Below are 23,628 nucleotides of genomic sequence, written 5' to 3'. Positions count from 1 at the left end.
AGATCTTGATCTTCTTACCTCTAGCCTCATTCCCCTTACCTCTGATTTGCCTTTGCACAGAATCTCATACTTCTCATCATTCTCCCCTCTCTCTTTTCTTTCACGCTCTTTGCCAAGAACGAAGAACAAAGCTGCTAGTTCTGCAACGAAGAACGTCATTACCATAATGCAAAAATGGAGTCCTTATTCATCTGCAATTTCCTCTCCACTTCTGGGCCATGACATGCAATGATATAATTTTTATGAGGTGAGAACTGATGCAGAGTCTTGATAAGATTCTAAGCGTACTGAAAGACGAAATGCCTTACTTCAGATTGCGCTATCAAATCGAATCGCTGAGAGTCTTCGGTTCTTATGCCCGTGGTGAGCAGAACAAAGAAAGCGATCTAGATCTTCTTGTTCGCTTTGAAGAGAATGCGAACCTAACGCTGATTGATTACATCGACCTCAGAAATGAACTGTCGAGCCTCTTGTCAGTCAAGATAGATCTTGTTGACGAAAGCACTTTAAAACCTTTAATCGGAGAACATATTCTAAGAGAGGCCATTGAAATTTGAAGCGCGTATACTCAGATTATCTAAATGACATAATAGCTGAAATCGATCTTATTTTCGATTTCTGTAAGGAAATCAAGAACGCTTCCGAATTTCTGAATGACAAGAAAACTGTCAGGGCAACAATCTTAGGAAATCTCTCTGTGAGAATATGACATCCTTTGCAAGCCCAACACCAAGCTTCCAGATATTAAGCCTTTCGATCTCCATCAAGTATCCTCTTCAAAATAAACTGAGGATAATATATCATCTGGAAATCCTCGCTTCAAGTATTCTCGTTGTGTTCATTTTCTTATGTTCTTCAGCTTCCTGGCGCGAAAGCGCCAGCATCACTTCCTGCCGAAGGCAGCCTTGCGTCCCGGCACTGTCTTCGCCGGCATTGCGTCTCATTTCACCAGTGACTGGCTCTCTCTCTTCTCTCGTGAGCGCAGCGAACCTCTCGATGTTCTCTTTCTCAATTGTCTACGTTTGGCCGGCGCAGCCGGAACTGGCCACCGAAGGTGACTGGCTAGTTTTCCTTCCCCGCGAAGCGGGCCTTGCGTCCCCAGATGCTTCTCTGGGCATTGCGACCTGGCGTGATCTTCGCCAGCCTTGCGTCCCGGCATGTTCTTAGCCGGCATTGCGTCCACTGATGCTCCACAGTGCAATGCGTCCCACCGAAGGTGGCATCACTTCCCGCCGAAGCCAGCCATGCGTCCCCAGATGCTCCTCGGCGCATTGCGCCTTTCAACAAAATATGCTCTTCTCGGAGGACGGTGGACCGTTGACGGTTGACCGTTGTCCAAGTCGCACACACGCAGAGAGATCAACGAATTTTCTGATGAAAGAACATGCCACTGCATAACCATCTGAGTTGCTCCATGTCTTCACCGATACCTTAATAATCTGAAAACCTCTTCGTCCAAGTTATCAGTTCATTAGGAGGGCGAACAGCCGTTCGCCCCTACAAGCGGCTCTTTGATCTTTGCCAGCGGGTCCATGCTCTACCCAGCGTCCAGTCTTCAGCGGCTCTTTCCCCGCGAAGCGGGCATTGCGACCTGGCGTGATTCTCGCCAGCCTTGCGTCCCGGCATGTTCTTCGCCGGCATTGTTCTCGCGTAATGTCAAGATGTACTAGCATGCTTTAATATGATACAATTAAAGAACGCAAGTACAGAAGGTGAAACGATGGATGACTTAGAGAAGATCAAACAGATAGCTGCCGAAAACAATGGTTTCATTGAAACCGGTGATGTTGTTGCGGAGGGAATTAGAAAGGAAAAGTTAAGACGACTTCTTGAGTTGGGAGAGGTTGAGAGAGTCTCGCGAGGAAGATACGTTTTATCAGGAAGTATAACAGATGACTACAAGATACTCCAGATGAGGTGCAAATCCTGTATCTTTTCCCACACAACCTCCCTTTATCTATTGGGACTTTCAGACCGGGCGCCATCCCAATACCATATAACAGTATCTCAGGGTTCGAACGTAAGCTATCTCACAGGAGAGTACGATGATCTGGTCTTCCATTATGTAAAACCTTCGCTTGTTAAACTTGGTTTGACCAGTGTCAAATCGCCTTTTGGAAACAGTGTGAGGTCTTACGATTTTGAAAGGACAATCTGCGATCTGCTAAAAGAGAAGGACAAGTTTGATATTCAGATCATCTCAAGTGCCTTGAAAGCGTATTTCAGGGGCAGGCAAGATCTTGGGAAATTGTCAAAATACTCGTGCGTTTTTGGAGTTGAAGATCTCTTGCATACCTACACGGAGGTTCTACTGTGATAAACGCTGAAAAGTTTAAAAACGAGATTCGAAAAATCGCCTCAGAGAAAGGGTTGAATGCGGGAGAGATACTTCACATGTTCATGTTCGAAAGGTTTATTGAGAGATTGGCTAGATCATTTTACAGAGAATCATTCATATTGAAAGGAGGCCTCTTGATTGCTTCCATGATTGGTATAGGAGAGAGAACCACAATAGATATGGATACCACAGTCAAGAACCTTGCAATGAATGAAGGCACGCTAAAAAGGGTTGTGACCGAAATAATCGACACAGCGCTTGATGACGGGGTTAGTTTCACATTCGAGCGAATTGTGCCAATCCGCGAGGAAGACGAATACAACAACTTCCGTATTTCACTAGAAGCTAGATGCGACAGAATCAGAGTTCCGATGAGAATCGACATGACAACCGGAGATGCAATAACTCCCGGAGAAATCGACTACCAGTATCGCTCAATCTTCGGAAAAGAGAAAATCATCATAAAAGCATACACACTTGAAACGATACTCGCCGAGAAATACGAGACCATTTTGAGAAGAAGTGTGTTGAGTTCTCGTCCCAGAGATTTGTACGACGTTCACACTCTTTTCAGACTGAAGAAAGACCAAATCTCTTCAGCTGTTCTAAAAAAAGCAATCGAAAACACTGCGCTCAGGCGAAAATCATCAAATATACTCGCTGATTATGAAAGCATTGTCTCCGAACTCAAGGAATCAGAATACCAGAAAAGACTCTGGAAGAATTATCAAAATGAAAACAGCTATGCCAAAAACATTCAGTTCAACGATGCGGTCGAAACAGTGAAGACAATCGGCGACCTTCTAAAAAAGTCTGATAGACTGAATCTTCATTGAGTAATAGCAATCCCTCCATCCGATCCTGAGACCGAAAGATTCTGACTAGGACCTTCGTCAGAATGACAGAATGCAAGAAAAGACCGTCATCATCATGTTGAGCCTGCCCTAAGAAGCCCGCCCCAATGAAGCCTGCCCTGAAAATGTTCTGTTCAGGGCTCCTGTTTGGGGTCATCCCGTGATGAAACTGCACGGGATCTCGCCCTGAAGATCCGCTATACGCTTAAAAACATGGTTTGCCGTTGACCGTTCAAGATCATGAACCCGTTCACCGCTAAGACCATTCGATCGAGAAAGAGCAATGTCGAGCCGTTCGCTTCGCTCACGAGAAGACGAGAAGCGAAAATAGGGACTGACAGGCTCCTTATGTCTGTCCCATTTTTCGCGTACTGGAAGAACAGTTTTTTTAGCTTTTGCTTTTATAACATGCAGCGTGACACTTGCAACTGACGGACTTCTCGGTGGACGGTGGACCGTTGACGGTGGACTTGAGATGCTTCCTGCCGAAGGCAGCCTTGCGTCCCGGCATGATCCTTTGCCGGCATTGCGTCCACTGATGCTCCTCAGTGCAATGCGTCCCACCGAAGGTGACATCACTTCCTGCCTAAGCCAGCAATGCGTCCCCGAGACGCTTTTCAAAGATTGCATTTATGATGATATAATTGACTCTAGAGTTAGTAACTTACGAGTTAGTAGTTGTGTTGGAGGTTGTTAAATGTTCATCAACAGAGAGAAAGAGCTTGCTTCTCTCAGGAAGCTTAAGAACAGTGGAAAGTTCGAGATGGCCGTTGTATATGGACGTCGAAGAGTGGGTAAGACCGCTCTTCTAAGAGAGTTCTCAAAAGAGATCGAAAGCATCTTCTTTGTCTGCGATGAGGTCAACGAGAAAATGATGCTGCGAAACTTCTCGGAAGTCATTCTAGAACACTTCGGCCAGAAAGACACATTATCTCCATTTGAGTCATGGGAGAAGGCGATTAGGTTCGTTGCGTCCAAAGCAAAGGAAAAGCGTCTTCTGCTAGTAATAGATGAGTACCCATATTTGGCGAATGCTACTAGCTATTTCCCGTCTGTCTTGCAGCGCCTTATAGATCATGAGCTACTTGAAACAAAGCTCTATTTAGTTCTTTGCGGTTCATCTGTGAGTTTCATGGAGAGCGAAGTGCTGGGCAGTAGGAGCCCCTTGTTTGGAAGAAGAACAGCTCAGCTGAGAGTCGAGCCATTCACCTATCGAGAAGCGTCGCTGTTCTTTCCCAAACTGAACAACGAAGAAAAAGTCATCGCGTATGGAATTTTGGGGGGCATCCCGCAGTATCTGCAGAAGTGGAATCAGCATCTTCCACATGGAGAGAACATTGCAAACAACTTTCTCGATACATCGGCGTATCTTTATGCCGAGCCGAGATTCTTGTTGAGACAGGAACTGCGCGAACCTTCCCTCTACAACAGTATAATAGAATCAATTGCCCAAGGCGCTACGCGCCTGAACGAGATAAGCACAAGGGTAGGAGAGCCTAACGATAAAACTGCAAAGTACATAGCTACACTGCTGAACTTAAACATATTGGGACGAGAAGTGCCCGTTACAGAGAAAAACACTTCACGGAAGGCGATCTACTATATCAGAGACAACCTTTTCAGATTCTGGTACACCTTTGTGTTTCCTAACCTCTCGCTTATCGAAACCGGCATGACAGAAGAGCTTCTGGACAAGAAGATCGCTAACGGACTCAGCAAGTATCTCGGCCTAGCTTTCGAAAGCATATGCAGGGACTATTTGTTGTACAAAAGTGGCAGGGGAGAACTACCCTTCAGGATTATGAAGTTGGGCAAGTGGTGGGGAAGCAACCCAGCAACGAAGAAGGAAGAGGAAATTGATCTTCTTGGTCTGGGAGATAATCAAGCGATAATCGGTGAATGCAAGTGGACCAACGCAAGAGTCGGGATAGGCGAACTTGAGAGATTAAGAGAAAAGGGATCGATTATCGCTTGCAAAGACAGGATATTCGTCATCTTTTCCAAGAGCGGATTCACCACAGATCTGCAAGAACTAACTGTAAAAGATGAAAGTGTTTACCTGGTGACCTTAGATGACCTCTTTGCCTGAAATCAAATCGGACCGCTTGTGGTTTCATTAGGACAGACCATCGAATCGATTCCTCCATATTCATGGTGTGTACGAATTACTAAGCTGCCACTATGTCTAAACAAAAATGACGAAAAGCAAGAAAAACTGTCATCCTGATATGCAACTGATCGGGATCTCGCTAAAAGAACCGCTGTGCGCTTAAGAGCAAGGACCCGCTGGTCGCTGACGAAGACAACGTTGTCCGTCAACGGTTCGCCGTCCACCGACCGAGAAGAAGAGCATTTCAAGAGACTTAGAAAGTTTCTTGGCTTTTGCTCTACAACTCGCTACTTGTCACTTGCAACTGTTTCAAAGAACGAATAGCCTTCCCTGGAATCCACTCACCTCGGTCATCCCGTAGTGGTTCTGTTCGGGATCTAATCTCGACCGTCTTGAGCTGCGTACGATGTAAGAGGTTTGAGGCTAGAGGTCAGAAAGGCAAGATCTAATTGCTCTTCTTACCTCTGGCCTCTTACGTCTTTTTTTCCCTTACGCCTAGGAGACCAAGAACCTGGACACGAAGTGTCGGAACGAAGAACCTAGGTGCAAAGCACCAGAACAATGAACTTCTCTCTTTGCGAAGAATCTGGACACGCAGCGTCTAATGAAAGGCTCTCTCGCGAGCGAGAAACCAAATTGAACTACTCAGGGAACTTCGTTTTCTCAACGAGGTACTGCTATAGGGCTTGAATGATCAAAGAGATACTCTGGGCAGATGTCCAGTCCATTGGACCATTCAATTGTATCAAAGCTAATTCGAGCTGAGCAGAAGACTTTCGGGTCTCGTAGCTCCGAGAATTTTCCTATGTTCAGTATTCCCTCCAGATCTATCGCTCTCTCTTCTCCATTACTGAACTCAAGTATTAGCTGATAAGGTTTACAGCTCTTTATCGACTTCACTCCAATAGTCATGTCAATACCTCCATCATCTTAGTGGCTCTATCTTGAAGGGAAGTTCGCCGTCTGTCACAAGTTTCCAGTTAGCGATTAGCTCATCGGAATGAAGCTCAATCCATGCCTGAACTAATCGAAGCTTCTTTGCGGGAATCTCGCCACTTAGAAGTTCTCGATCGGGAATTGAGACGGTAGAACTGTATTCCTGATAGTAAACCTGTATAAGAGGAGGATTGTGCTCATTAGGAGAACAGTACATCCTCACAATTATTCCGTAGAACATGCTTATTGTTGGCATCGATTCCTTCTTCCATTGCATATTATACTAAGGAAACAGCTATTTTTGCACCGGAGATCGCGTCCCTGAGGAAAGACCTATAACGACAACATTTTTCCTATAGGTTCATAACGCTACCCCCGCACCGTCATCCCGTGATGGGCCTGCACGGGATCTAGCACTTAGCAACCGCTGTACGCTTAAGAACAAGGACCCGCTGAACGCTTTAAAACATGGTTTGCCGTTGACCGTTCAAGATCATGAACCCGTTCACCGCTAAGACAATTCGATCGAGAAAGAGCACTGTCGAGCCGTTCGCTTTGTTCAAGAGAAAGCTCCAAATGTCACGTCAACCGTTGACGGTTCGCCGTTTTCCAAGTCGCACACGCAGAGAGATCAATGAATTTTCTGATGAAAGAACATGCCACTGCATAACCATCTGAGTTGCTCCATGTCTTCACCGAATATCTTAATGAATCTGAAAATCTCCTCATCTAAGAAATCAGTTCATTAGGAGGGCGAACGGCCGTTCGCCCCTACAAAAGAATTCAAGAATCGTCTGACATTGTCATCCCCGCGAAGCGGGCATTGCGACCTGGCGTGGTCTTCGCCAGCCTTGCGTCCCGGCACGATCTTTGCCAGCCTTGCGTCCGCCGATGCTTTTCGGCGCCTTGCGTCTAATCAATTAGCATCACTTCCGCCGGCGATCTTTCGGCGCATCACTTCCCGACGAAGTCGGCCTCGCCTCCTGCCAAAGGCAGCATCACTTCTCGATGATGGTATAATTTTTCTGATTGGTTGTAAGCTCATACGATTCGAAATGATTCATCCGAAGTATTGCAGGACCGATAACTTGACTAAGTGATTCTTAAACAATGAGCGGTTTCAGAAGAATAGGTGGAGGTAAAAGGTGAATAGCGAGATAATCTTTCTGGTTGAAGAGGATTCTGTTTCGGGGTTCATCGCGCGAGCTTTGGGCCAATCAATAGTTACTGAAGCGGAGACTCTTGAAGAACTCAGGGACAACATCAGAGATGCCATCAGATGTCATTTCGATGAAAACGACCTCCCGAGAATAATCAGGTTGCATTTCGTCAAAGAAGAGGTAATTGCGCTTTGAGACTCCCTAGGGATATTGGCGGTGAAGAACTGTGCAAAGTTCTCTCCAAGTTAGGTTACGAAGTCACACGTCAAAGCGGCAGCCATGTCAGGCTGACTACAAAGGAGAAAGGTGAGCATCATATAACTATACCTAGACACAGTCCGCTGAAGCCAGGTACTTTGAACGCCATACTCACGGAAATCGCCGACCATCTTCAAATGACAAAGAAGGACTTGCTTCAATTTCTAGATGAGGAATAGTCGTATTTGACATTAGGAGGGCAAACGACCGTTCACTACCACAATAATCGAAGAATCACTTAACCCCCTCATGAACGTGCTCCTTTCAGGATATTGGCTTCGATCCAATCAATGAAGCGTCCTCCGTTGACGGTCGTCAAAGAAACTTGATGCTGAAACAAGTTCAGAGATGAGTTACTATTCTATCCCAACCACTAATGGTCATCATCCCGTAGAGCCTGCCCTGATAAGCGCCTCTTTGGTCATCTCGTGATGAACTTGCACGGGATCTGCTTTTTCTCCCTAGTAGTCCCGAATAGGGTTTCTCTCGAAGCGAAGCTTCATCTCAAACTCAAAGCGTCTTCTCGTTCTCTCGTTCTCGGTTCAAGAACGAGATCCTGGCCTGAAGCACGCCAGGATGACGCGAAGGAGTGCCATCCCTTGAGGTTGCCCTGATGAGCGCCTCTTCAGTCATCCCGTGATGCACCTGCACGGGATCTCGCCCAGAAGATCAGCTGTGCGCTTAAAAACGAAGACCCGTTGAACGCTGGAAGAGCCGCTGTACGCTTAAAAACGGTGAACCCGCTGATCGCTGCTAAAGACAACGTTGAACCAACAAAAGCTTCCCCGCGAAGCGGGCATTGCGACCTGGCGTGGTCTTCGCCAGCCTTGCGTCCGCCGATGCTTTTCGGCGCCTTGCGTCTAATCAATTAGCATCACTTCCCGACGAAGTCGGCACCACTTCCTGCCTAAGCCAGCCTTGCGTCCACTGATGCTCCTCAGTGCAATGCGTCACACCGAAGGTGGCATCACTTCCCGACGAAGTCGGCATTGCGACCTGGCGTGGTCTTCGCCAGCCTTGCGTCCCGGCATGATCCTTTGCCGGCATTGCGTCCACTGATGTTCCTCAGTGCAATGCGTCCAGCCGAAGGCGGTAAAAGGTTCCCTGGCATCACTTCCGCCGATGTTCTTCGGCGCATCACTTCCTCGCGCCAGCGAGCATCACTTCCCGACGAAGTCGGCCTCGCCTCCTGCCGAAGGCAGCCTTGCGTCCCGGCATGATCCTTTGCCAGCATTGGTCATCCCTGTGCTTACGAAAAAGAACTATATCTGGAGAAATGCATCTATGAACGTTCCCATCTCGCATCTATCGAAAATGCTGAAATCAAAGTAGCTTTTCTGAGCAGCCAAGCCAATCGAGTTGCAGTACTCCTGCATCAAAGATAGAAGGGCTAGCATATACTGTTTAGGTCTAAATGATCTGTCAGCGCACTTGAAGAACTGATCTACGCAGCCGCGTAAGTTACGAGATTTAATAACGTCGACCAAGAGAGACTCGAGACAACCTGAACGTTTATTATCCGGAGTAACAAATACCCCTACTGTTACCATACCAGATTCATCTGTAGCGAAGTGGCCTGGTCTATCGGGCACCGGTAATGATTCGCTCCGCAAAACATGCGAAACGCTCTGAAAGGCTTTTTCGGCGCTAAGGTCGGCATCTCTAATAATCGCGATCCTTCTGACAGAATCGAAGCCTGGTAGATCCTTTAGATCCGCCAGGTCTTGCCTGAAACTATACTTTCCACCCGCATCGATAATCTGTACCTTGGATTTCTCCAAGCCCTTATGTCTGAAAATGTAAGCATCAAGAAAAGACACCTCGTCCTTTCCTTCTACTATCAAAAGTGAGTCGCTGACGACACTATCGGGTTTCTTAAACACTATCTTACCTCCCACTCTCTCTCCATGAAACGAGTGAGGGCATCTCTATCAAACACCGTGACTTTTACCTTATCGTCTGTCGTCTCTGTTCTAAAGACTCTAATCATGTCTTCCATTGATTCTCCCTCAGTAGAATCTACCAGCGCTTTGATACATTCATACGAGTGAGTGGTAGCCGCAACTTGCACATCGTAGTTAATAGCTGACCTAATTAGGCTCTTCCAGAGGAGATCGAGGGAAGAATGGTGAAGCCCATTATCGATCTCATCTATCAATAGGATTCCATTACGAGCTTCATAAGCATTCAGATTAACAACAAGTAGTTTCACCATACCGTTTCCTAACAGCTGAACCGGTAGCATCTTGCTCAGTCCTATATCCACAAATATAGTTCCGTTGGCCCCCAGTACGAATCCACTAACTGAACCGTCCAGTTTCCTTGCTACATCGACCAACAACTTGTCTTTCTTATCCACAAGCATTCTTTCCAGTCTCAGGGCAATCTCTGAATAAGTAATAGTGAGATCATTAGTGAACAACGCCCTCTTGGGCTCCAATTTGCCCTCCAAAACCCTTGTTCTCACATCACGCTTTTCCTGAAATACCTGAGACCTTGTATGTCGTGTGCCTTGCAAATCAGTCTCCTCATACACCAGATCAAGCCCCAATACCGAGGATTCGCTTGATGATTTGCTTCCAGCTTGAGATGAAGAATCCGAGTCTTTCGGAGAATGAGAGTCCACTTCCCCGAGATCACTTGCATCGGTAATCGGAGAAATACTGAGTCTATTAGCGGCTCCGTCTTTAAGTCCCTCCATTACTATGGGCGAAGTGATATTCATTCTGTTGAAGAACGATCGCCAGACATTGTCAGATACGAATTTCAACGACCTGAAAGAGTTGATCGATGTCGGAAGCCTAGGATTTCCTGCGCCTGAAAGGAGAAACATTGCCTCGAGAACGCTCGTCTTCCCGGAATTGTTCGATCCAACAAAGAGATTAATCCGGGATAGGCCATCAATCTTGAGTTCATGAATCCCCCTGAAATTGCTTATATGAAGGTTCTCATACATCTCCTGTCACCTTCCTTCAATGACTTAATTTCAGTATAACACCAGAAGTTGTCTCAGGAAATAATTCACGATGCTCTCACTTACTTCTCACGTTTGATCTTCAAAGACCAGGAACCTAACTCGACCTCTGAAGAACCGCTGTAAGCCAGAAGTTCCGCTGAACGCTTTAAAACATGGTTCGCCGTTGACCGTTCAAGATCATGAACCCGTTCACCGCTAAGACCATTCGATTGAGAAAGAGCAATGTCGAGCCGTTCGCTTTGCTCACGAGATGACGAGAAGCGAAAATAGGGACTGACAGGCTCCTTATGTCTGTCCCATTTTTCGCGTACTGGAAGAACAGTTTTTTTAGCTTTTGCTTTTATAACATGCAGCGTGACACTTGCAACTGACGGACTTCTCGGAGGACGGTGGACCGTTGACGGTTGACCTGAGATGCTTCCTGCCAAAGGCAGCATTGCGTCCCCGGATGCTCCTCCGGGCATTGCGACCTGGCGTGGTCTTCGCCAGCCTAGCTTACTTCATCGAAAACCTTCTGCACTCTTTTCAGCCACTCTTTGCCGCCCTTGAGTTTGAACCAGTCTTCTCTGAACTCTTCTGCCAAGAGTTTCGCATTGATCTTTTTCTGGCATCTGATATCGCCATCTTCTGCCTTATCGAAGTCCTCTTCATCCGGTTCGTCAATTTTGAGGAGATACTGGATCAAATCAGGCAGTTCCTGCAAAATCCCGATCATAATTCCTTCTGCTGCGTCGATCTCTTTGTTGAAATAAGTAAAAAGCGCCTTAACCATAAGGGCCTTCGGCTCGCTTTCCTCATCGATCGCTTCGAGCAGTAATTCGAGGTTCTCGTAGTCCTTCGTCCTCCATCGAACGATCATGTTGCTCGTATAAAGGTTATCGGCATCCTCGGGACTTACAAATGGATCTACTGCTTCGATGGCCCTTAAGGCCCCCCTATAGTTCTTGTCCTGGATCAGCTTCTCGATATAGTTCTCTATAAGGCTCAAATACTCTCTGTTCGAAGGACTATCTCTCTTACTCATCAAGTAAGCCTCACCCTCTCGGTCAGCAATGTCGTCAACAAAGTCCACCGCCATTTCCCCCGAGAATTGAAGATTCTCCATGACTTTATCCATTTTCCTTGTGGGCATGAAGAGAAGAGTATTCATGAACTCGAAGTTAAAGATGTACTTGTCGCAATAAGCCTCGATCGCCTCAATTGCGTCGTCCAGATCGTTGTTTCTCATTACCGCGTTTATAAGCGTATACATAGGCACTCTAGAGTATTCAACTTCCTCGGAATCATCTTCTGAAACGAAACAAGGCTCCATAATCTCTTCCAGCTCCGAAAAGACATCCTCGAGATCGCCCATACGATCGTATTCACTAACCATATCCTGATAAGCGATTTCCAGATCATCGAGAAAATCCCTTGCCAGAATAAGGATTAAGTCATAATCCGATTCATCAGTAGAGCCTCCACGCTTAATCTCGGCTGAAAAGGACTCATCTTCCAATTCGTATTTTCTAGAGAGCAGAAAGCCCGCTGTAGTCACTCCAAACGTGTGCTCAAAAGTCTTCAGGTACTCCATGAACATCTCGACGTTCTCTCTCGACTCTCCCTTCTCTATGAGCGCGGTGGCAACTGCCAGCATCGTTGAGTCTAAAAATTCCTCTTCAAGCGGCCCCAGAAAAGACTTAAGCCAATCGAAAAGCTTGGTGAAATCATACTGCAAAACGATCTCGTGAAGAAAGCCGTTTATCGTCAACAAGTTTGCAGCATTCAAAACAAGGGAAAGTATAGGATCCTCAAGCGAATCGAAGACCCCACAGACTATCTCTCTCGCCCTCTCCCTTTCTTCGGCAATATCGCTTCTGGTCATGGCAACCGCAGCATATAAGAAATCTACAGCCGCAAACTGAGTAATGCCCTTACTAAGCTCCACGATATCTTTAGTACTTACATTCTCATTCATGATAAGAGTCAGCATAGGCAGCTGGGAACTGGTATCACTCTCGGCTCTGGGAATCTGAAAATCCAAGATCGATCCGACAATTTCACTCATCGTATAAGAGGCTTCAATCGGAAGCATTATCTTCTTCAGATTCTCCGCAGCTTCACTGTTAAGCCCATGCTTATGAATGTTCTCGGAGAGAAAAGACGCAAGTTCATTTCCCCACAGGATCAAAGGGATATAGTAGCTGTCCTTCACGTAAAACCAGAAGCGAGTAAGATTTTCACTTAGACTCGACTTGGGGCTATCCGTATCTGTTTTCGCGAAGGGAGGAAAGAACTTCTCATCGTTGTCGCCCTGCTTTCCGTAGAACTTGTCAGTACTAGGCAGTGAATCATCCGCATCCTTCAGAAGAGAAAGAAGGTTTTCCAAAAGAATACTTGCCATCTCCTCTTTTATCTCATCAGAAAGAGAATCGTCAAAAAGTAGCATCCCAGCCAGATACCCTCTGAAGAAACCGTCGTTCATAATCTCTTCAACTGATTCATCGAGTAAGAACCCGTTCTTCACAGCTTCGGCTAATCTAACAGCCTTCTCTCTGTCAAGGAAAGCATCCAGCTCATTGAGCGGCTCAAATACGGTGTAGGAATTCCAGTTCATCTCCAGTGCCTCTGCAAGAAGCGTCAACTTCACCGTCTCTCTATTCATACATCACCTCAAACATCAGTAATAACAACAATCTTATCATCAATGGATGAAAGGGTCAGAGTTGACCGTTCAAGATCATGAACCCGTTCACCGAAAAGGCCGCTGTACGCCAGAAGTTCCGCTGTGCGCTTAAGAACAAGGACCCGCTGAGCGCTGTGGAGAACCGTCCTTCGTGACTTGTCCCAGATCATGGACCCGTCCTTGGGTTGGGAAGAGCTTGAGGTCAGAGGCAAGAGGTCGGAAGAGCGAAGAGATCTTGATCTTCTTACCTCTAGCCTCATTCCCCTTACCTCTGATCCGCCTCGTCGTCGATTGCCCAAGAACGAAGAACAGATACTCGCTCTGGAACGAAGAACCGAGTATCCTCGGCGAACGGTGAACCTATAACGGATAACCTTTGTTATTCAACTTGCATCTAATCACTTGCAACTGTTTCAAAGATCGAGATTCTGACCAGAAGCACGAGAATGACGGAAAGTGAGAAAAGGCTTTCATCCCCGTAGAACCTTACCTTAAATCCACTCACTTAGTCATCCCGTGATGCACCTGCACGGGATCTGGTCTTGAAAACGCTCCAAAGATCAAGATTCTGACCAGAAGCGTGTCAGAATGACGGAAAGCAAGAAAAGACTGTCATCCCGATATGCAACTGATCGGGATCTGGTCTTAAAACGCTCCAAAGATCGAGATCCTGGCCTGAACCACGAGGATGACTTGAAGCGGTGTCATCCCGTAGAGCCTGCCCTGAAATGCTCCTATTCAGGGTACCTGCACGAAATCTCGCCCTGAGAGCCGCTGAACGCTTAAGAGCAGAAAACCCGCTCTACGCTGTGAGAAGCAACTGTAGACACGACTCCTCAACTCTTTTCATTCTTGTCGGAGGACGGTGGACCGATAACGGATAACCGTTTCTGCAACTTGCATCATGGAACTTGCAACTGCCGCCCATGAACCCGGACGCGCAGCGTCGGAACGAAGAACTGTTCTTTCGAAGTACGGTTCTTCTCGCTTTTGTCGGAGCAGTCCGGAATCTGACGAACTTGTCGGCCAGGTCGGAGTGATAAAATCTCTGCGAAAAACCGGGACTGACGAGCCGTTTCGGGCGAACAGCCGTTCGCCCCTACAAGCGGCTCTTTGCTCTTCCCAGCGGGTCCATGCTCTACCCAGCGTCCAGCCCCCAGCGGCTCTTTTGCCCGGCGCAGCCGGAACTGGCCTCGCCGAAGGCGAGACTGGCCTTTGCGAAGCAAAGACTGGCCAGGCGGAGCCTGACTGGCTAGTTTTCCTTCCCCGCGAAGCGGGCATTGCGACCTGGCGTGATCCTTGCCAGCCTTGCGTCCCCGGATGCTTCTCCGGGCATTGCGACCTGGGCCGTTCTTGCCCAGCCCTGCGTCTGATGTTTTATTCCAGCATCACTTCCTCGCGCAGCAGCATCACGTCATGAACTGATCGCCGACGCCCTTCGCCGCCGTTTGTAGTTAGGCTTTCTGCTATAATACAATCAGTTGCCCACTAGGGGGTGAGCTATTTGGAAGGTGCCATAAAAAGACTCACACTCACCAATTTCACGGCATTTCGAAAACTTGATCTGGAATGCTCGCCTGGAATTAACATCTTCATTGGATCCAATGCAACAGGCAAAACGCATATCTTGAAGTGCATTTATGCGGCTTGCGACATTACTCGAACCAAAGAGGATTTTGCAAACAAACTTCTGAGAGTTTTTTTGCCTTATGGGATGAAACTTGGCAGGCTAGTGAGAAGGCAGCAGAGAAGTAGTCGCGCATCAATTGTTCTGGAAAACATGAAAGAGAACAAGATTGAGCTTTCCTTTTCTAACCACGTCAAAATCGCTTCGTCGGCTAATGTGAAGGGGCAGGAAAAGTGGTTAAAGACGCCCATTGAATGCGCATACATCCCGGTGAAAGAGATGCTTGCGCACGCACCCGGTTTTAGATCGCTGTATAACAGTAGAGAGATTCATTTCGAAGAAATCTATCCTGATATTATCGACAGAGCTTACAAGCCTATTTTGCGAGGGCGCGTCGATCAAGATCGACAACAGATTCTGACTTTGCTTCAGGACTGTATGGATGGAAGAGTGACGGTGAAGGACGAGGAGTTCTTCCTGAAGAACACCCAAGGAAACCTAGAGTTCTCTCTGCTTGCTGAAGGCTTGAGAAAGTTAGCGCTTCTGTGGCTCTTAATTCAGAACGGTACTTTGCTCGAAGGCTCCATCCTCTTCTGGGATGAACCAGAGAGCAACTTGAATCCAGAAATGATAGCTTCAGTTGTGGGAAGTTTGCTGAGACTCCAAAGACTAGGAGTTCAAATATTTCTTGCTACGCATGACTATGTAGTACTGAAACAGTTCGATCTTCAAGCCGAAGAGGAAGACAGGATCAGATACCATTCCTTGAAGAGAAAAGAGACTAAAGAGATAGTTTGCGAGAGTGAAGATAGTTACGACAAATTGGGTTCCAATTCAATATTGGCTACATATGAGAAGATGTATCACGAACAGATTATGAAGACAATGGATGCTCATGTTGACTCGATTCCTTGAAGGCGGTTTTGAACTGGTTTTCGGAGCAATTCAAGTGGAAAAATTGGATCGGCAGGGGCGATCTCTGCCTGTCGGTATGTCATTCGTTGATTTCGTAGTTTACGAAGAAACAAGGACGATTCTCATCGAGGTTAAAGACCCATCCCAGAGAGGAGCAACGCCCGAAGAGAGACAGGAATTTCTCAGACAGATTCAGCAAAACACACTTATAAACGACAGGTTGGTCCCAAAAGGAAGAGATTCCTACACCTATCTTCATCTTATGAACCAAATCCGTGGAAGATTGCTGTATATAGTCATTCTCGGAATGGAGGAATATGATAAAAGCTTTGATTCTGCTCTCATTTTAGGCTTTCAGGATCGTCTAAGACAGAGATTGAACAAAGAAACGGAAGTCCCGTGGGAAATCAAGTACATTGATGACGTGCTTGTTCTGACAGTGGAAACATGGAATGAGGTCTTCCCAAACTATAAGCTAAGTAGGCCAGAAACACAGCCTAAATAAGAAGTATTTGGCTACTACAGACTACTGAGCACAGTCGTAGCCTAGAAGAGTCGGTTTTTGCTGACCGCAGTGAGCGAAATAGCGGAAAACCGGATCCTTGGGTCTGACCTCTTTTCGAACCAGTGATCCTCGGAGCCTGCCCTGATTAGCTTGTCCACTAATCCACATATTCTGTCATCCCGTAGAACACTCCCTTAAATCCACTCACTTAGTCATCCCGTGATGCTTTTGCACGGGATCTGGTCTTGAAAACGCTCCAAAGATCGAGATCCTGGCCAGAAGCGTGCCAGGATGACCTGAAGTAAGAAAGACCGTCATTCCGCATAGCCTGCCCTGATTAGCTTGTCCACTAATCCACATATTCTGTCTTCCCGTGATGTATTTGCACGGGATCTGGTCTTGAAAACGCTCCAAAGATCGAGATCCTGGCCAGAAGCGTGCCAGGATGACCTGAAGTAAGAAAGACCGTCATTCTGCATAGCCTGCCCTGATTAGCTTGTCCACTAATCCACATATTCTGTCTTCCCGTGATGTATTTGCACGGGATCTGGTCTTGAAAACGCTCCAAAGATCGAGATCCTGGCCAGAAGCGTGCCAGGATGACCTGAAGTAAGAAAGACCGTCATTCCGCATAGCCTGCCCTGAAAAGACCCTGTTCAGGAGCCTGCCCTGAAATGCACCTGTTCAGGGTCATCCCGTGATGATCCTGCACGGGATATCGCCCTGAGAGCCGCTGAACGCTGGAAGAGCCGCTGTACGCTTAAGAACAAGGACCCGCTGAGCGCTGACGAAGACAGCGTTGTCGGTCAACGGTCCGCCGTCCACCGAGAAGAGCATTTCAAGAAACTTATAGAGTTTATTGGCTTTTGCTCTTATAACTCACAACTTGCATCTTGGAACTCGGAACTGACGACCATGAACCCGAACGCGCAGCGTCGGAACGAAGAACTGTTCTTTCGAAGTACGGTTCTTCTCGCTTTTGTCGGAGCAGTCCGGAATCTGACGGACCTTTCGGCCAGGTCGGAGTGATATAATCGCTTTGGAGTTGTTGTTCTTGGACATAGGGAAGATAGTACAGGCATTGGTAGATAGGCCTCTTCAAAGTGAAGACCATCACAGCCTTATCAACCGTCGTAAAGAAATTCGATCTCTCGAGGTTCTCATAAAATACCAGCCATTCGGCATATTTGGCATTTCTGGAGAAACTGGAATAGGAAAGACTACCGTGCTGAACGTTCTTGATTCCGGAGATATAAAGAAGCTGAGTGTTTCGTTGATCCACAGGGATAATCGGGAAACGATTCTTTACGACCTGCTTTTCAGCCTGTCCAACGTCCTCAAAAAGGACTCTACCGGTAAAGTAAGCGGAATCGCGAAAGAAACCGAAGAATGGATCGTCGAGCAAGTCTCGATTATAAAGGGCGCATCGTTGGGATTCTCTCTCTTCGGAAGCGGCGGAGGCAGCATTGAGAAGCAAAAAATGCCGAGATTCAACGTTTTTGCCGCTCATAAAAAACTGCGAACTCTGCTCGAGATACTGGTCATGAACTACGGCAAGGTTCTACTGGTAATAGATGAACTCGATAAAGAAAGCAAGCAGGATGTTATTAATGTTCTCGATTCTTTGAAGCTTGAACTACAACAGGATAAACTGATGGTACTGTTTTCGTTGCCCTACGGTATTTACAGGGACTACAGGCAGGACAGGATGAAATGGAACGAATCGGGCAATCTTGAGAATGTGATAAAAGATGTAGTATTCCTGAGTGAGCTAACGGATTCGGATATAAGGGAGTTGCTGCTTAAGCGTCTTGGCAACCTCACCTCATGGTTCAGACCGGAATCGCTGGAACCGATCGTTAATTTCGCTGACGGTAATCCGCGGGATGCACTCTGGATAGCCCAGAAAGTGGTTTTCGATAATGCAGGTGCGAAGTTCATATCTATAAGCGATGCAAACGAATCGGTAAAGAAAATAGTAAGAGAATACATGGGAGGTCTGGCACTCACAGAAATTCAAAGAAAAACACTGAAAGTGGCATCGGACTTCTCTGGAAATAAAGAAGAACTACTCGATCTATTGAAAAGCAATGCAATCAAAAGAACGACCTCCTATTCCACAATCGAAAGACTTACTACATTAGGATTGCTGATTGAAAGAAACGGAACATACAGAATATCTGGAAAAGCAAAAGTCTTCTTGAACATCTCCCAGTGAAAACTGTCGGAGCAGTCCGGAATCTGACGAACCTGTCGGCCAGGTCGGAGCGATAAAATCTCTGCGAAAAACCGGGACTGACGAATCTCCTCACGTCTGTACCGTCCCATTTTCGCCCGTTCTTGCGATACCCTAGACCCGAAACCCTAGACCCGCTGCTCGCGTCTCGCCCTCTCTTTCTCTCTCTTCCTCTCTCCTCTTCTCGCTCTTCCAAGAACGGGGCCATGCTCTTGTCGGAGAACGGTGAACCGTTGACGGTTGACTTGAGAGGCTTCCTGCGTCAGCAGAATCACTTCCTCGCGCCAGCGAGCATCACTTCCGCCGTCGATCTTTCGGCGCATCACTTCCTCGCGCAGCGAGCCTCACTTCCCACCGAAGGTGGCATCACTTCCCCTCGCTTTTATGTATAATTTAGATGAAGGGCAACTCATAGTGTGGTGATGTATATGGCGCAGATCAACTTTGACAAGTTCAGACTAAAAGACATGCGGATCGCTGGATATAGGCCATTCAAAGATTTCCGAGTTGGTCTTAGCAGTCTTGAGGTATTGATCGGCGCGAATGCGTCTGGAAAATCAAGCCTGATGGAACTGTTGCGCTTTCTACGTAATAGTGCGTACCAGGAAATACCATCAGAAATAATCGAGGGATCTTCAGGAATGAGGATTTTTCACATTCCAGGTGAAGACCGCATCGAATGGGCAGCGTCGATCGATGCAGGATTGAGTGCCGATGTAGTTTATTCTGGGAGAATAGTTGGTCCCATGGGTTCTATACGAGTCGACCACGAAAGAGTTGAAACTTCCAGGCCGTTATCCACGAAGTACGATCAGCCGTTTCTATACATGGAGTTGAGAAATGGTGAAGGGATGATTTACGAACCGAGCCTCAAAAAACTACAAGAGCAGAAGATCAAGCTACTGAAGGCAAATCAGCTGGCAATAAGCACGATGAACAATCCTGGACTCTTCATGCTATATAATCTGCGTGAGTACATTCAGAGATGGAGGTTCTATAATTCCTTCAGAATAAGTAACGAGCAGCTCAGGCGTCCCTCCATAACTGAACAGGAACCGATGCTTCATGAGAACGCTGGCAATTTGAGCGCAGTTCTTCTTTATCTCCAGACAGAGTACCCAGAGATCTTTGAAAAACTGAAGTTCTATCTTGGGCTGATGCTGCCCAGTTTCAGAAATATCACCGTTAAGGCAAGAGGAGGGCCTGGCCAAGTTATGGCATTTTGGTCAGAGGGCTCCATTGGAGAAGAACTGACATTGGCCGATCTTTCGGATGGAACACTAAGGATACTATGTTGGGCCCTCATATCTGTTCACCCATTCCCGCCAACTCTTGTTTTTGTTGACGAACCTGATCAAGGAATCCATCCTCGAGTGTATCCGATTTTGGCCGAACTATTCAAAAAGCTTAGTGACAAGACGCAGGTTCTGCTAACTACTCATTCATCATATTTCCTTTCCATGTTCGATATTGAGAATATTCTTGTGCTGAAGAAGGAAGATGGCGACATTAAATCATTCAAGCCGTCAACTTCACAAGCCCTCATCGACAATCTCAAAGAATTCGGAGATCAGGAGCTAGAGATAATGCACCGATCCGGGGAGTTTGAGATGATAGGAAAATGAACCAACTGATAGTCTATGTCGAAGGAGAGTCTGATAAACTCGCCCTGACGACACTCTTGAAGCCCTTGATTGATAAGAAGAACTTAGAAGGCATCGCTATAGAATGCGCAAGTGTTGGTCAGTCGGGCAACATGTCGAACAACAAGAAGGCACTATTGGTCAAGTATCCGAAAAAAGCGTATTGGATCATAAAGAATAACAGCGAAAGCGCGGTAGTTCTGCTGCCTGACCTCTATCCATATAATGTTGGGGTTCCTCACGCGAATTACTCGCAGTTGCGCGAATACGTTCTGAAGTCATTTGGCTCTTTGCTTTCCGCTCATGAAGAGAATTTTATGAGCAGGTTCGAAGTGTTCTGCTTCAAACACGATCTTGAGGTCTTGTTACTTGCGGCTTTTGAACAGCTTCAAGAACACCTTGGAATAAGCATTCACGAAACATGGAAGAGAGAAGTGGAAGAACAGGATGACAACAATCCTCCCAAACAAATCATCCAGAGTCTCTTTCGAAGAGCGAAGAAGCGATATGGAGTAACAACGGCTGCTGAAATACTCAGAAATGCATCATTGGAAGACATTCGCTCGAAATGCCCTCAGAGCTTTGCTCCATTTGTAGAATACATAGAGAAACTCAAGCCCTGAATCGACAAGTATCATTACAAGAATCAATGATCTCACCTGAAAATATTCCTTAATCGGCAACTTGACATTTTAGCAGCCCGTTTCGTCAGAATGACCCGAAACACGAAAGGCTATCATCCCGTATACCTGCCCTGATGTGCCTGCCGGTTACTACTGAATCTCTTGAATTGTCAACCGCTAGCTGTTGCGGGCGAACAGCCGTTCGCCCCTACAAGCGGCTCTTTGATCTTTGCCAGCGGGTCCATGCTCTACCCAGCGTCCAGCCTTCAGCGGCTCTTTTGCCCGGCGCAGCCGGAACTGGCCTTTGCGAAGCAAAGACTGGCCACCGAAGGTGACTGGCAATTTCGTCGCTTCCTGGCGCGTAAGCGCCAGCATCACTTCCTCGCGCCAGCGAGCATCACTTCCCCGGACGTTCCTCCGGGCATCACTTCCTGGGATGTACTTCCCAGCCTCACTTCCTGCCGAAGGCAGCCTTGCGTCCCGGCACGATCTTTGCCGGCATTGCGTCTCATTTCACCAGTGACTGGCTCTCTCTCTTCTCTCGTGAGCGCAGCGAACCTCTCGATGTTCTCTTTCTCGATTGTCTATGTTTGCCCGGCGCAGCCGGAACTGGCCTCGCCGAAGGCGAGACTGGCCTTTGCGAAGCAAAGACTGGCCACCGAAGGTGACTGGCTTTCAGATCGCTTCCTGCCGAAGGCAGCCTTGCGTCCCCGGACGCTTTTCCGGGCATTGCGACCTGGCGTGGTCTTCGCCAGGCTTGCGTCCCGGCACGGTCTTTGCCGGCATTGCGTCCGCCGATGCTTTTCGGCGCCTTGCGTCCACTGATGCTCCTCAGTGCAATGCGTCCTGCCTAGGCTAGCCTTTCTGCCTTCACCACATTCTCAAGCCAACGGACATATTCATTGTGTCATACAATAGAGGCACAGTATGATAAGTAATATGACAAATGATATAATATCGTCTGGGAGGGGATCGATATGCTGGACGGGAAAGCTTTAGGCTCCAGGTTAAAGGAAATACGAGAAAAAAACTCAATAACCCAGAGTCAGCTGGCAGAGTATCTCAAGGTAGATCAGAGTTACATCTCGAAATTTGAGAGCGGGCAGCGACAGATCACGATGGCTTCTCTAGAAAAGCTTGCTCATCTTTTTGGCCTGCCTGTTGAATCGTTATTAGAGGAGGACATCTTGCGCGAGCAGATACCGTTTGCAATGAGAGCAAGAGAGCTGGCATCGGAAGACCTAGAGTCAATCGCTGTCATAAACCGGATTGCTCTTAATTTGATTGATATGCAGAAGTTGGCGAAGGTCGAGCTAGAACATGCCTGAAGATATCCGGATAAATGCAAATGCCCTTTCACTGAGAAGACAACTTGGAGAAGACCCCTACTCTCCAATCGACATTTTCGCTGCATTAGGCAGTATTGAAGACCTTACGCTTGTCTACTACCCACTTGGCAAAAGGATCAGCGGGATGTGTCTAAGAGATGAGGACAACAAGATAATAGTTGTCAATTCTGAGCAAACATATGGCAGGCAGCGTTTCACTGCGGCTCATGAACTCTGCCACATCTATTTCCACGAAGATCTTCATAAAGTGATCTGCCCTTTCGCCTTCGATGAAAAAGACGCTGCCGAAATTGAAGCAAACAAGTTTGCATCTTATTTCCTGGCACCGTACGAATCATTAAGAGAATTCCTTAGCAAGCGTATCCAGAAGAGCGGAAGGATTTCACTCCAAAACGTAGTCGAAACCGAGCAGTACTATGGCTTAAGCAGACAGGCAACGCTAATCAGACTGATGAAGGAAGGATATATTACGGAAGAAGAAGCGTCTGAAATGCAGACTGGAGTCATCAAGTCCGCTCAGGGGTTAGGTTATGATGTAACCCTCTACAAACCCTCTTCTGGGGAGAAGAAAGCCACAACATTCGGCAAGTATGTGAAACTTGCAGAAACACTGAGGGAAAGAGAAGTGATCTCCGAAGGGCTATATGAACAATACCTTCTTGAAGCTTTCAGGTCAGATATCGTATACGGAACCGAAGAAGACGAAGAGAGATATGACTGAGCCGATATTCTTTGACACTGACTGTATTTCTTCATTCTTGTGGGTCGATAGAACAGACATATTGCTAAGTCTTTACGCTAAGCGGATCATCCTTCCAGAACAGGTATTGGATGAGCTTTCAAATCCAAGCATAAGTCATCTTTCAAGCAAAGTGAATCAGCTGTTGTCTCAAGACGAAATTAGAAAGGCTGAAATACTTGTCGGTACAGAAGAATTCAAACTTTACTACATGCTGACAAAAAACCCGCAGAGTGGACAGAAACGTATAGGAAAAGGCAAGGCTTCAGCAATAGCACTAGCAAAGGTACGCAAAGGACTGTTAGCAAGCAACAACTTGAAAGACATTCAGTACTATATTCAGCTGTTTCATCTCAGAAACCTAACGACTCCGATGATTCTTCATACTGCGTTACTCAAAGGTTTAATAGACCAATCTGAAGGAAATACCATTTGGAGCCAAATGATCAAGAAACGACGAAGACTTCCCACCTCAACATTTACCGATTACCTCAACACACTTTAGAATCCGCTGTGCGCTGTAATAGCAGTCCTCAGTTGGCCGTCCAAGAGCGAGGACCCGTTCTCCGATAAGACCATTCGAGAAAGAACACGGTAGAGACATTCGCTACGCTCACAAGAAGCGAGAGCGAAAATTGGGACTGACGGGATCTTAGCGTCTGTCCCATTTTTCGCGTCTCTTCCAAGGACAGC

The 23,628-nt window shown here is 46.9% G+C and carries 20 protein-coding genes; 14 read left to right on the top strand and 6 right to left on the bottom strand.

Going from position 1 to position 23,628, the window contains the following annotated elements; genetic code table 11:
- The first annotated feature begins 257 nt into the window (after positions 1-257).
- From V512_RS04545 to V512_RS04525, 4 genes are all read left to right on the top strand, one after another.
- Positions 258-557 carry a nucleotidyltransferase family protein gene (locus V512_RS04545; protein ID WP_099829278.1) on the top strand — a complete coding sequence of 100 codons (300 nt, stop codon included), beginning with the start codon at positions 258-260 and terminating at the stop codon, positions 555-557.
- Between the two features lie 1,163 nt (positions 558-1,720).
- On the top strand, positions 1,721-2,317 hold the full coding sequence (locus V512_RS04535) for a type IV toxin-antitoxin system AbiEi family antitoxin domain-containing protein (RefSeq protein WP_099829276.1): 597 nt from the start codon (positions 1,721-1,723) through the stop codon (positions 2,315-2,317).
- Positions 2,314-3,174 (top strand): nucleotidyl transferase AbiEii/AbiGii toxin family protein, encoded by an 861-nt coding sequence (locus V512_RS04530; RefSeq protein ID WP_099829275.1) that lies wholly within the window; start codon positions 2,314-2,316, stop codon positions 3,172-3,174. Before V512_RS04535 ends, V512_RS04530 begins: the two co-directional genes overlap by 4 nt.
- 715 nt (positions 3,175-3,889) lie before the next feature.
- The gene (locus tag V512_RS04525; protein WP_099829274.1) at positions 3,890-5,281 is read left to right on the top strand and encodes an ATP-binding protein; all 1,392 of its coding nucleotides are present in this window, start codon (positions 3,890-3,892) and stop codon (positions 5,279-5,281) included.
- A 684-nt stretch (positions 5,282-5,965) separates the two neighbouring features.
- On the opposite strand, the gene V512_RS04520 is transcribed toward V512_RS04525, so the two are convergent.
- Positions 5,966-6,214: a DUF2442 domain-containing protein gene (locus V512_RS04520; RefSeq protein ID WP_099829273.1), complete on the bottom strand. Its 249-nt coding sequence runs from the start codon at positions 6,212-6,214 to the stop codon at positions 5,966-5,968.
- A gap of 13 nt (positions 6,215-6,227) precedes the next feature.
- Positions 6,228-6,494 (bottom strand): DUF4160 domain-containing protein, encoded by a 267-nt coding sequence (locus V512_RS04515; RefSeq protein ID WP_099829272.1) that lies wholly within the window; start codon positions 6,492-6,494, stop codon positions 6,228-6,230.
- Between the two features lie 889 nt (positions 6,495-7,383).
- Here V512_RS04515 and V512_RS04510 point away from each other — a divergent pair.
- The gene (locus V512_RS04510; protein WP_099829271.1) at positions 7,384-7,593 is read left to right on the top strand and encodes a 2-oxoisovalerate dehydrogenase; all 210 of its coding nucleotides are present in this window, start codon (positions 7,384-7,386) and stop codon (positions 7,591-7,593) included.
- Positions 7,590-7,835 carry a type II toxin-antitoxin system HicA family toxin gene (locus tag V512_RS04505; protein WP_099829270.1) on the top strand — a complete coding sequence of 82 codons (246 nt, stop codon included), beginning with the start codon at positions 7,590-7,592 and terminating at the stop codon, positions 7,833-7,835. Before V512_RS04510 ends, V512_RS04505 begins: the two co-directional genes overlap by 4 nt.
- Before the next feature lie 1,083 nt (positions 7,836-8,918).
- Here V512_RS04505 and V512_RS04490 read toward each other — a convergent pair.
- The 3 genes from V512_RS04490 to V512_RS04475 form a co-directional block, all read right to left on the bottom strand.
- Positions 8,919-9,539: a DUF3226 domain-containing protein gene (locus V512_RS04490; RefSeq protein WP_099829267.1), complete on the bottom strand. Its 621-nt coding sequence runs from the start codon at positions 9,537-9,539 to the stop codon at positions 8,919-8,921.
- On the bottom strand, positions 9,539-10,612 hold the full coding sequence (locus tag V512_RS04485; protein WP_099829266.1) for an AAA family ATPase: 1,074 nt from the start codon (positions 10,610-10,612) through the stop codon (positions 9,539-9,541). Before V512_RS04485 ends, V512_RS04490 begins: the two co-directional genes overlap by 1 nt.
- 511 nt (positions 10,613-11,123) lie before the next feature.
- Positions 11,124-13,277: a hypothetical protein gene (locus tag V512_RS04475; protein ID WP_099829264.1), complete on the bottom strand. Its 2,154-nt coding sequence runs from the start codon at positions 13,275-13,277 to the stop codon at positions 11,124-11,126.
- A 1,525-nt stretch (positions 13,278-14,802) separates the two neighbouring features.
- Here V512_RS04475 and V512_RS04465 point away from each other — a divergent pair.
- The gene (locus V512_RS04465; RefSeq protein WP_207759734.1) at positions 14,803-15,840 is read left to right on the top strand and encodes an AAA family ATPase; all 1,038 of its coding nucleotides are present in this window, start codon (positions 14,803-14,805) and stop codon (positions 15,838-15,840) included.
- Positions 15,841-15,874: 34 nt separating this feature from the next.
- Positions 15,875-16,345, top strand: coding sequence for a hypothetical protein (locus tag V512_RS04460; protein WP_133117315.1), 471 nt, complete (start codon positions 15,875-15,877; stop codon positions 16,343-16,345).
- A 349-nt stretch (positions 16,346-16,694) separates the two neighbouring features.
- On the opposite strand, the gene V512_RS14555 is transcribed toward V512_RS04460, so the two are convergent.
- Entirely contained in the window at positions 16,695-16,859 is a 165-nt protein-coding gene (locus tag V512_RS14555) for a hypothetical protein (protein WP_165775342.1), read from the bottom strand.
- A gap of 540 nt (positions 16,860-17,399) precedes the next feature.
- Between V512_RS14555 and V512_RS04450 the strand changes: the two genes are divergently transcribed.
- The 6 genes from V512_RS04450 to V512_RS04410 all read left to right on the top strand — a co-directional run bounded on the left by V512_RS04450 (position 17,400) and on the right by V512_RS04410 (position 23,440).
- Entirely contained in the window at positions 17,400-18,563 is a 1,164-nt protein-coding gene (locus V512_RS04450; RefSeq protein WP_099829260.1) for a P-loop NTPase fold protein, read from the top strand.
- A gap of 446 nt (positions 18,564-19,009) precedes the next feature.
- A complete protein-coding gene (locus V512_RS04440; RefSeq protein ID WP_165775341.1) occupies positions 19,010-20,206 on the top strand; it encodes an AAA family ATPase in 1,197 nt (398 codons plus the stop codon).
- Positions 20,203-20,847, top strand: coding sequence for a DUF4276 family protein (locus V512_RS04435; RefSeq protein WP_099829257.1), 645 nt, complete (start codon positions 20,203-20,205; stop codon positions 20,845-20,847). Before V512_RS04440 ends, V512_RS04435 begins: the two co-directional genes overlap by 4 nt.
- Before the next feature lie 977 nt (positions 20,848-21,824).
- Positions 21,825-22,175 carry a helix-turn-helix transcriptional regulator gene (locus V512_RS04420; RefSeq protein ID WP_099829254.1) on the top strand — a complete coding sequence of 117 codons (351 nt, stop codon included), beginning with the start codon at positions 21,825-21,827 and terminating at the stop codon, positions 22,173-22,175.
- Positions 22,168-22,917, top strand: a complete 750-nt coding sequence (locus V512_RS04415; RefSeq protein ID WP_099829253.1) for an ImmA/IrrE family metallo-endopeptidase — start codon at positions 22,168-22,170, stop codon at positions 22,915-22,917. Before V512_RS04420 ends, V512_RS04415 begins: the two co-directional genes overlap by 8 nt.
- Positions 22,910-23,440: a hypothetical protein gene (locus V512_RS04410; RefSeq protein WP_099829252.1), complete on the top strand. Its 531-nt coding sequence runs from the start codon at positions 22,910-22,912 to the stop codon at positions 23,438-23,440. The genes V512_RS04415 and V512_RS04410 overlap by 8 nt, the downstream gene beginning before the upstream one ends.
- Positions 23,441-23,628 lie beyond the last annotated feature (188 nt).

It is taken from the genome of Mesotoga sp. Brook.08.105.5.1 (assembly GCF_002752635.1).
Classification (GTDB): domain Bacteria; phylum Thermotogota; class Thermotogae; order Petrotogales; family Kosmotogaceae; genus Mesotoga.
The sequence above is the reverse complement of the archived record's forward strand: the minus strand, read 5'-3'. Positions and strand labels throughout refer to the sequence as shown.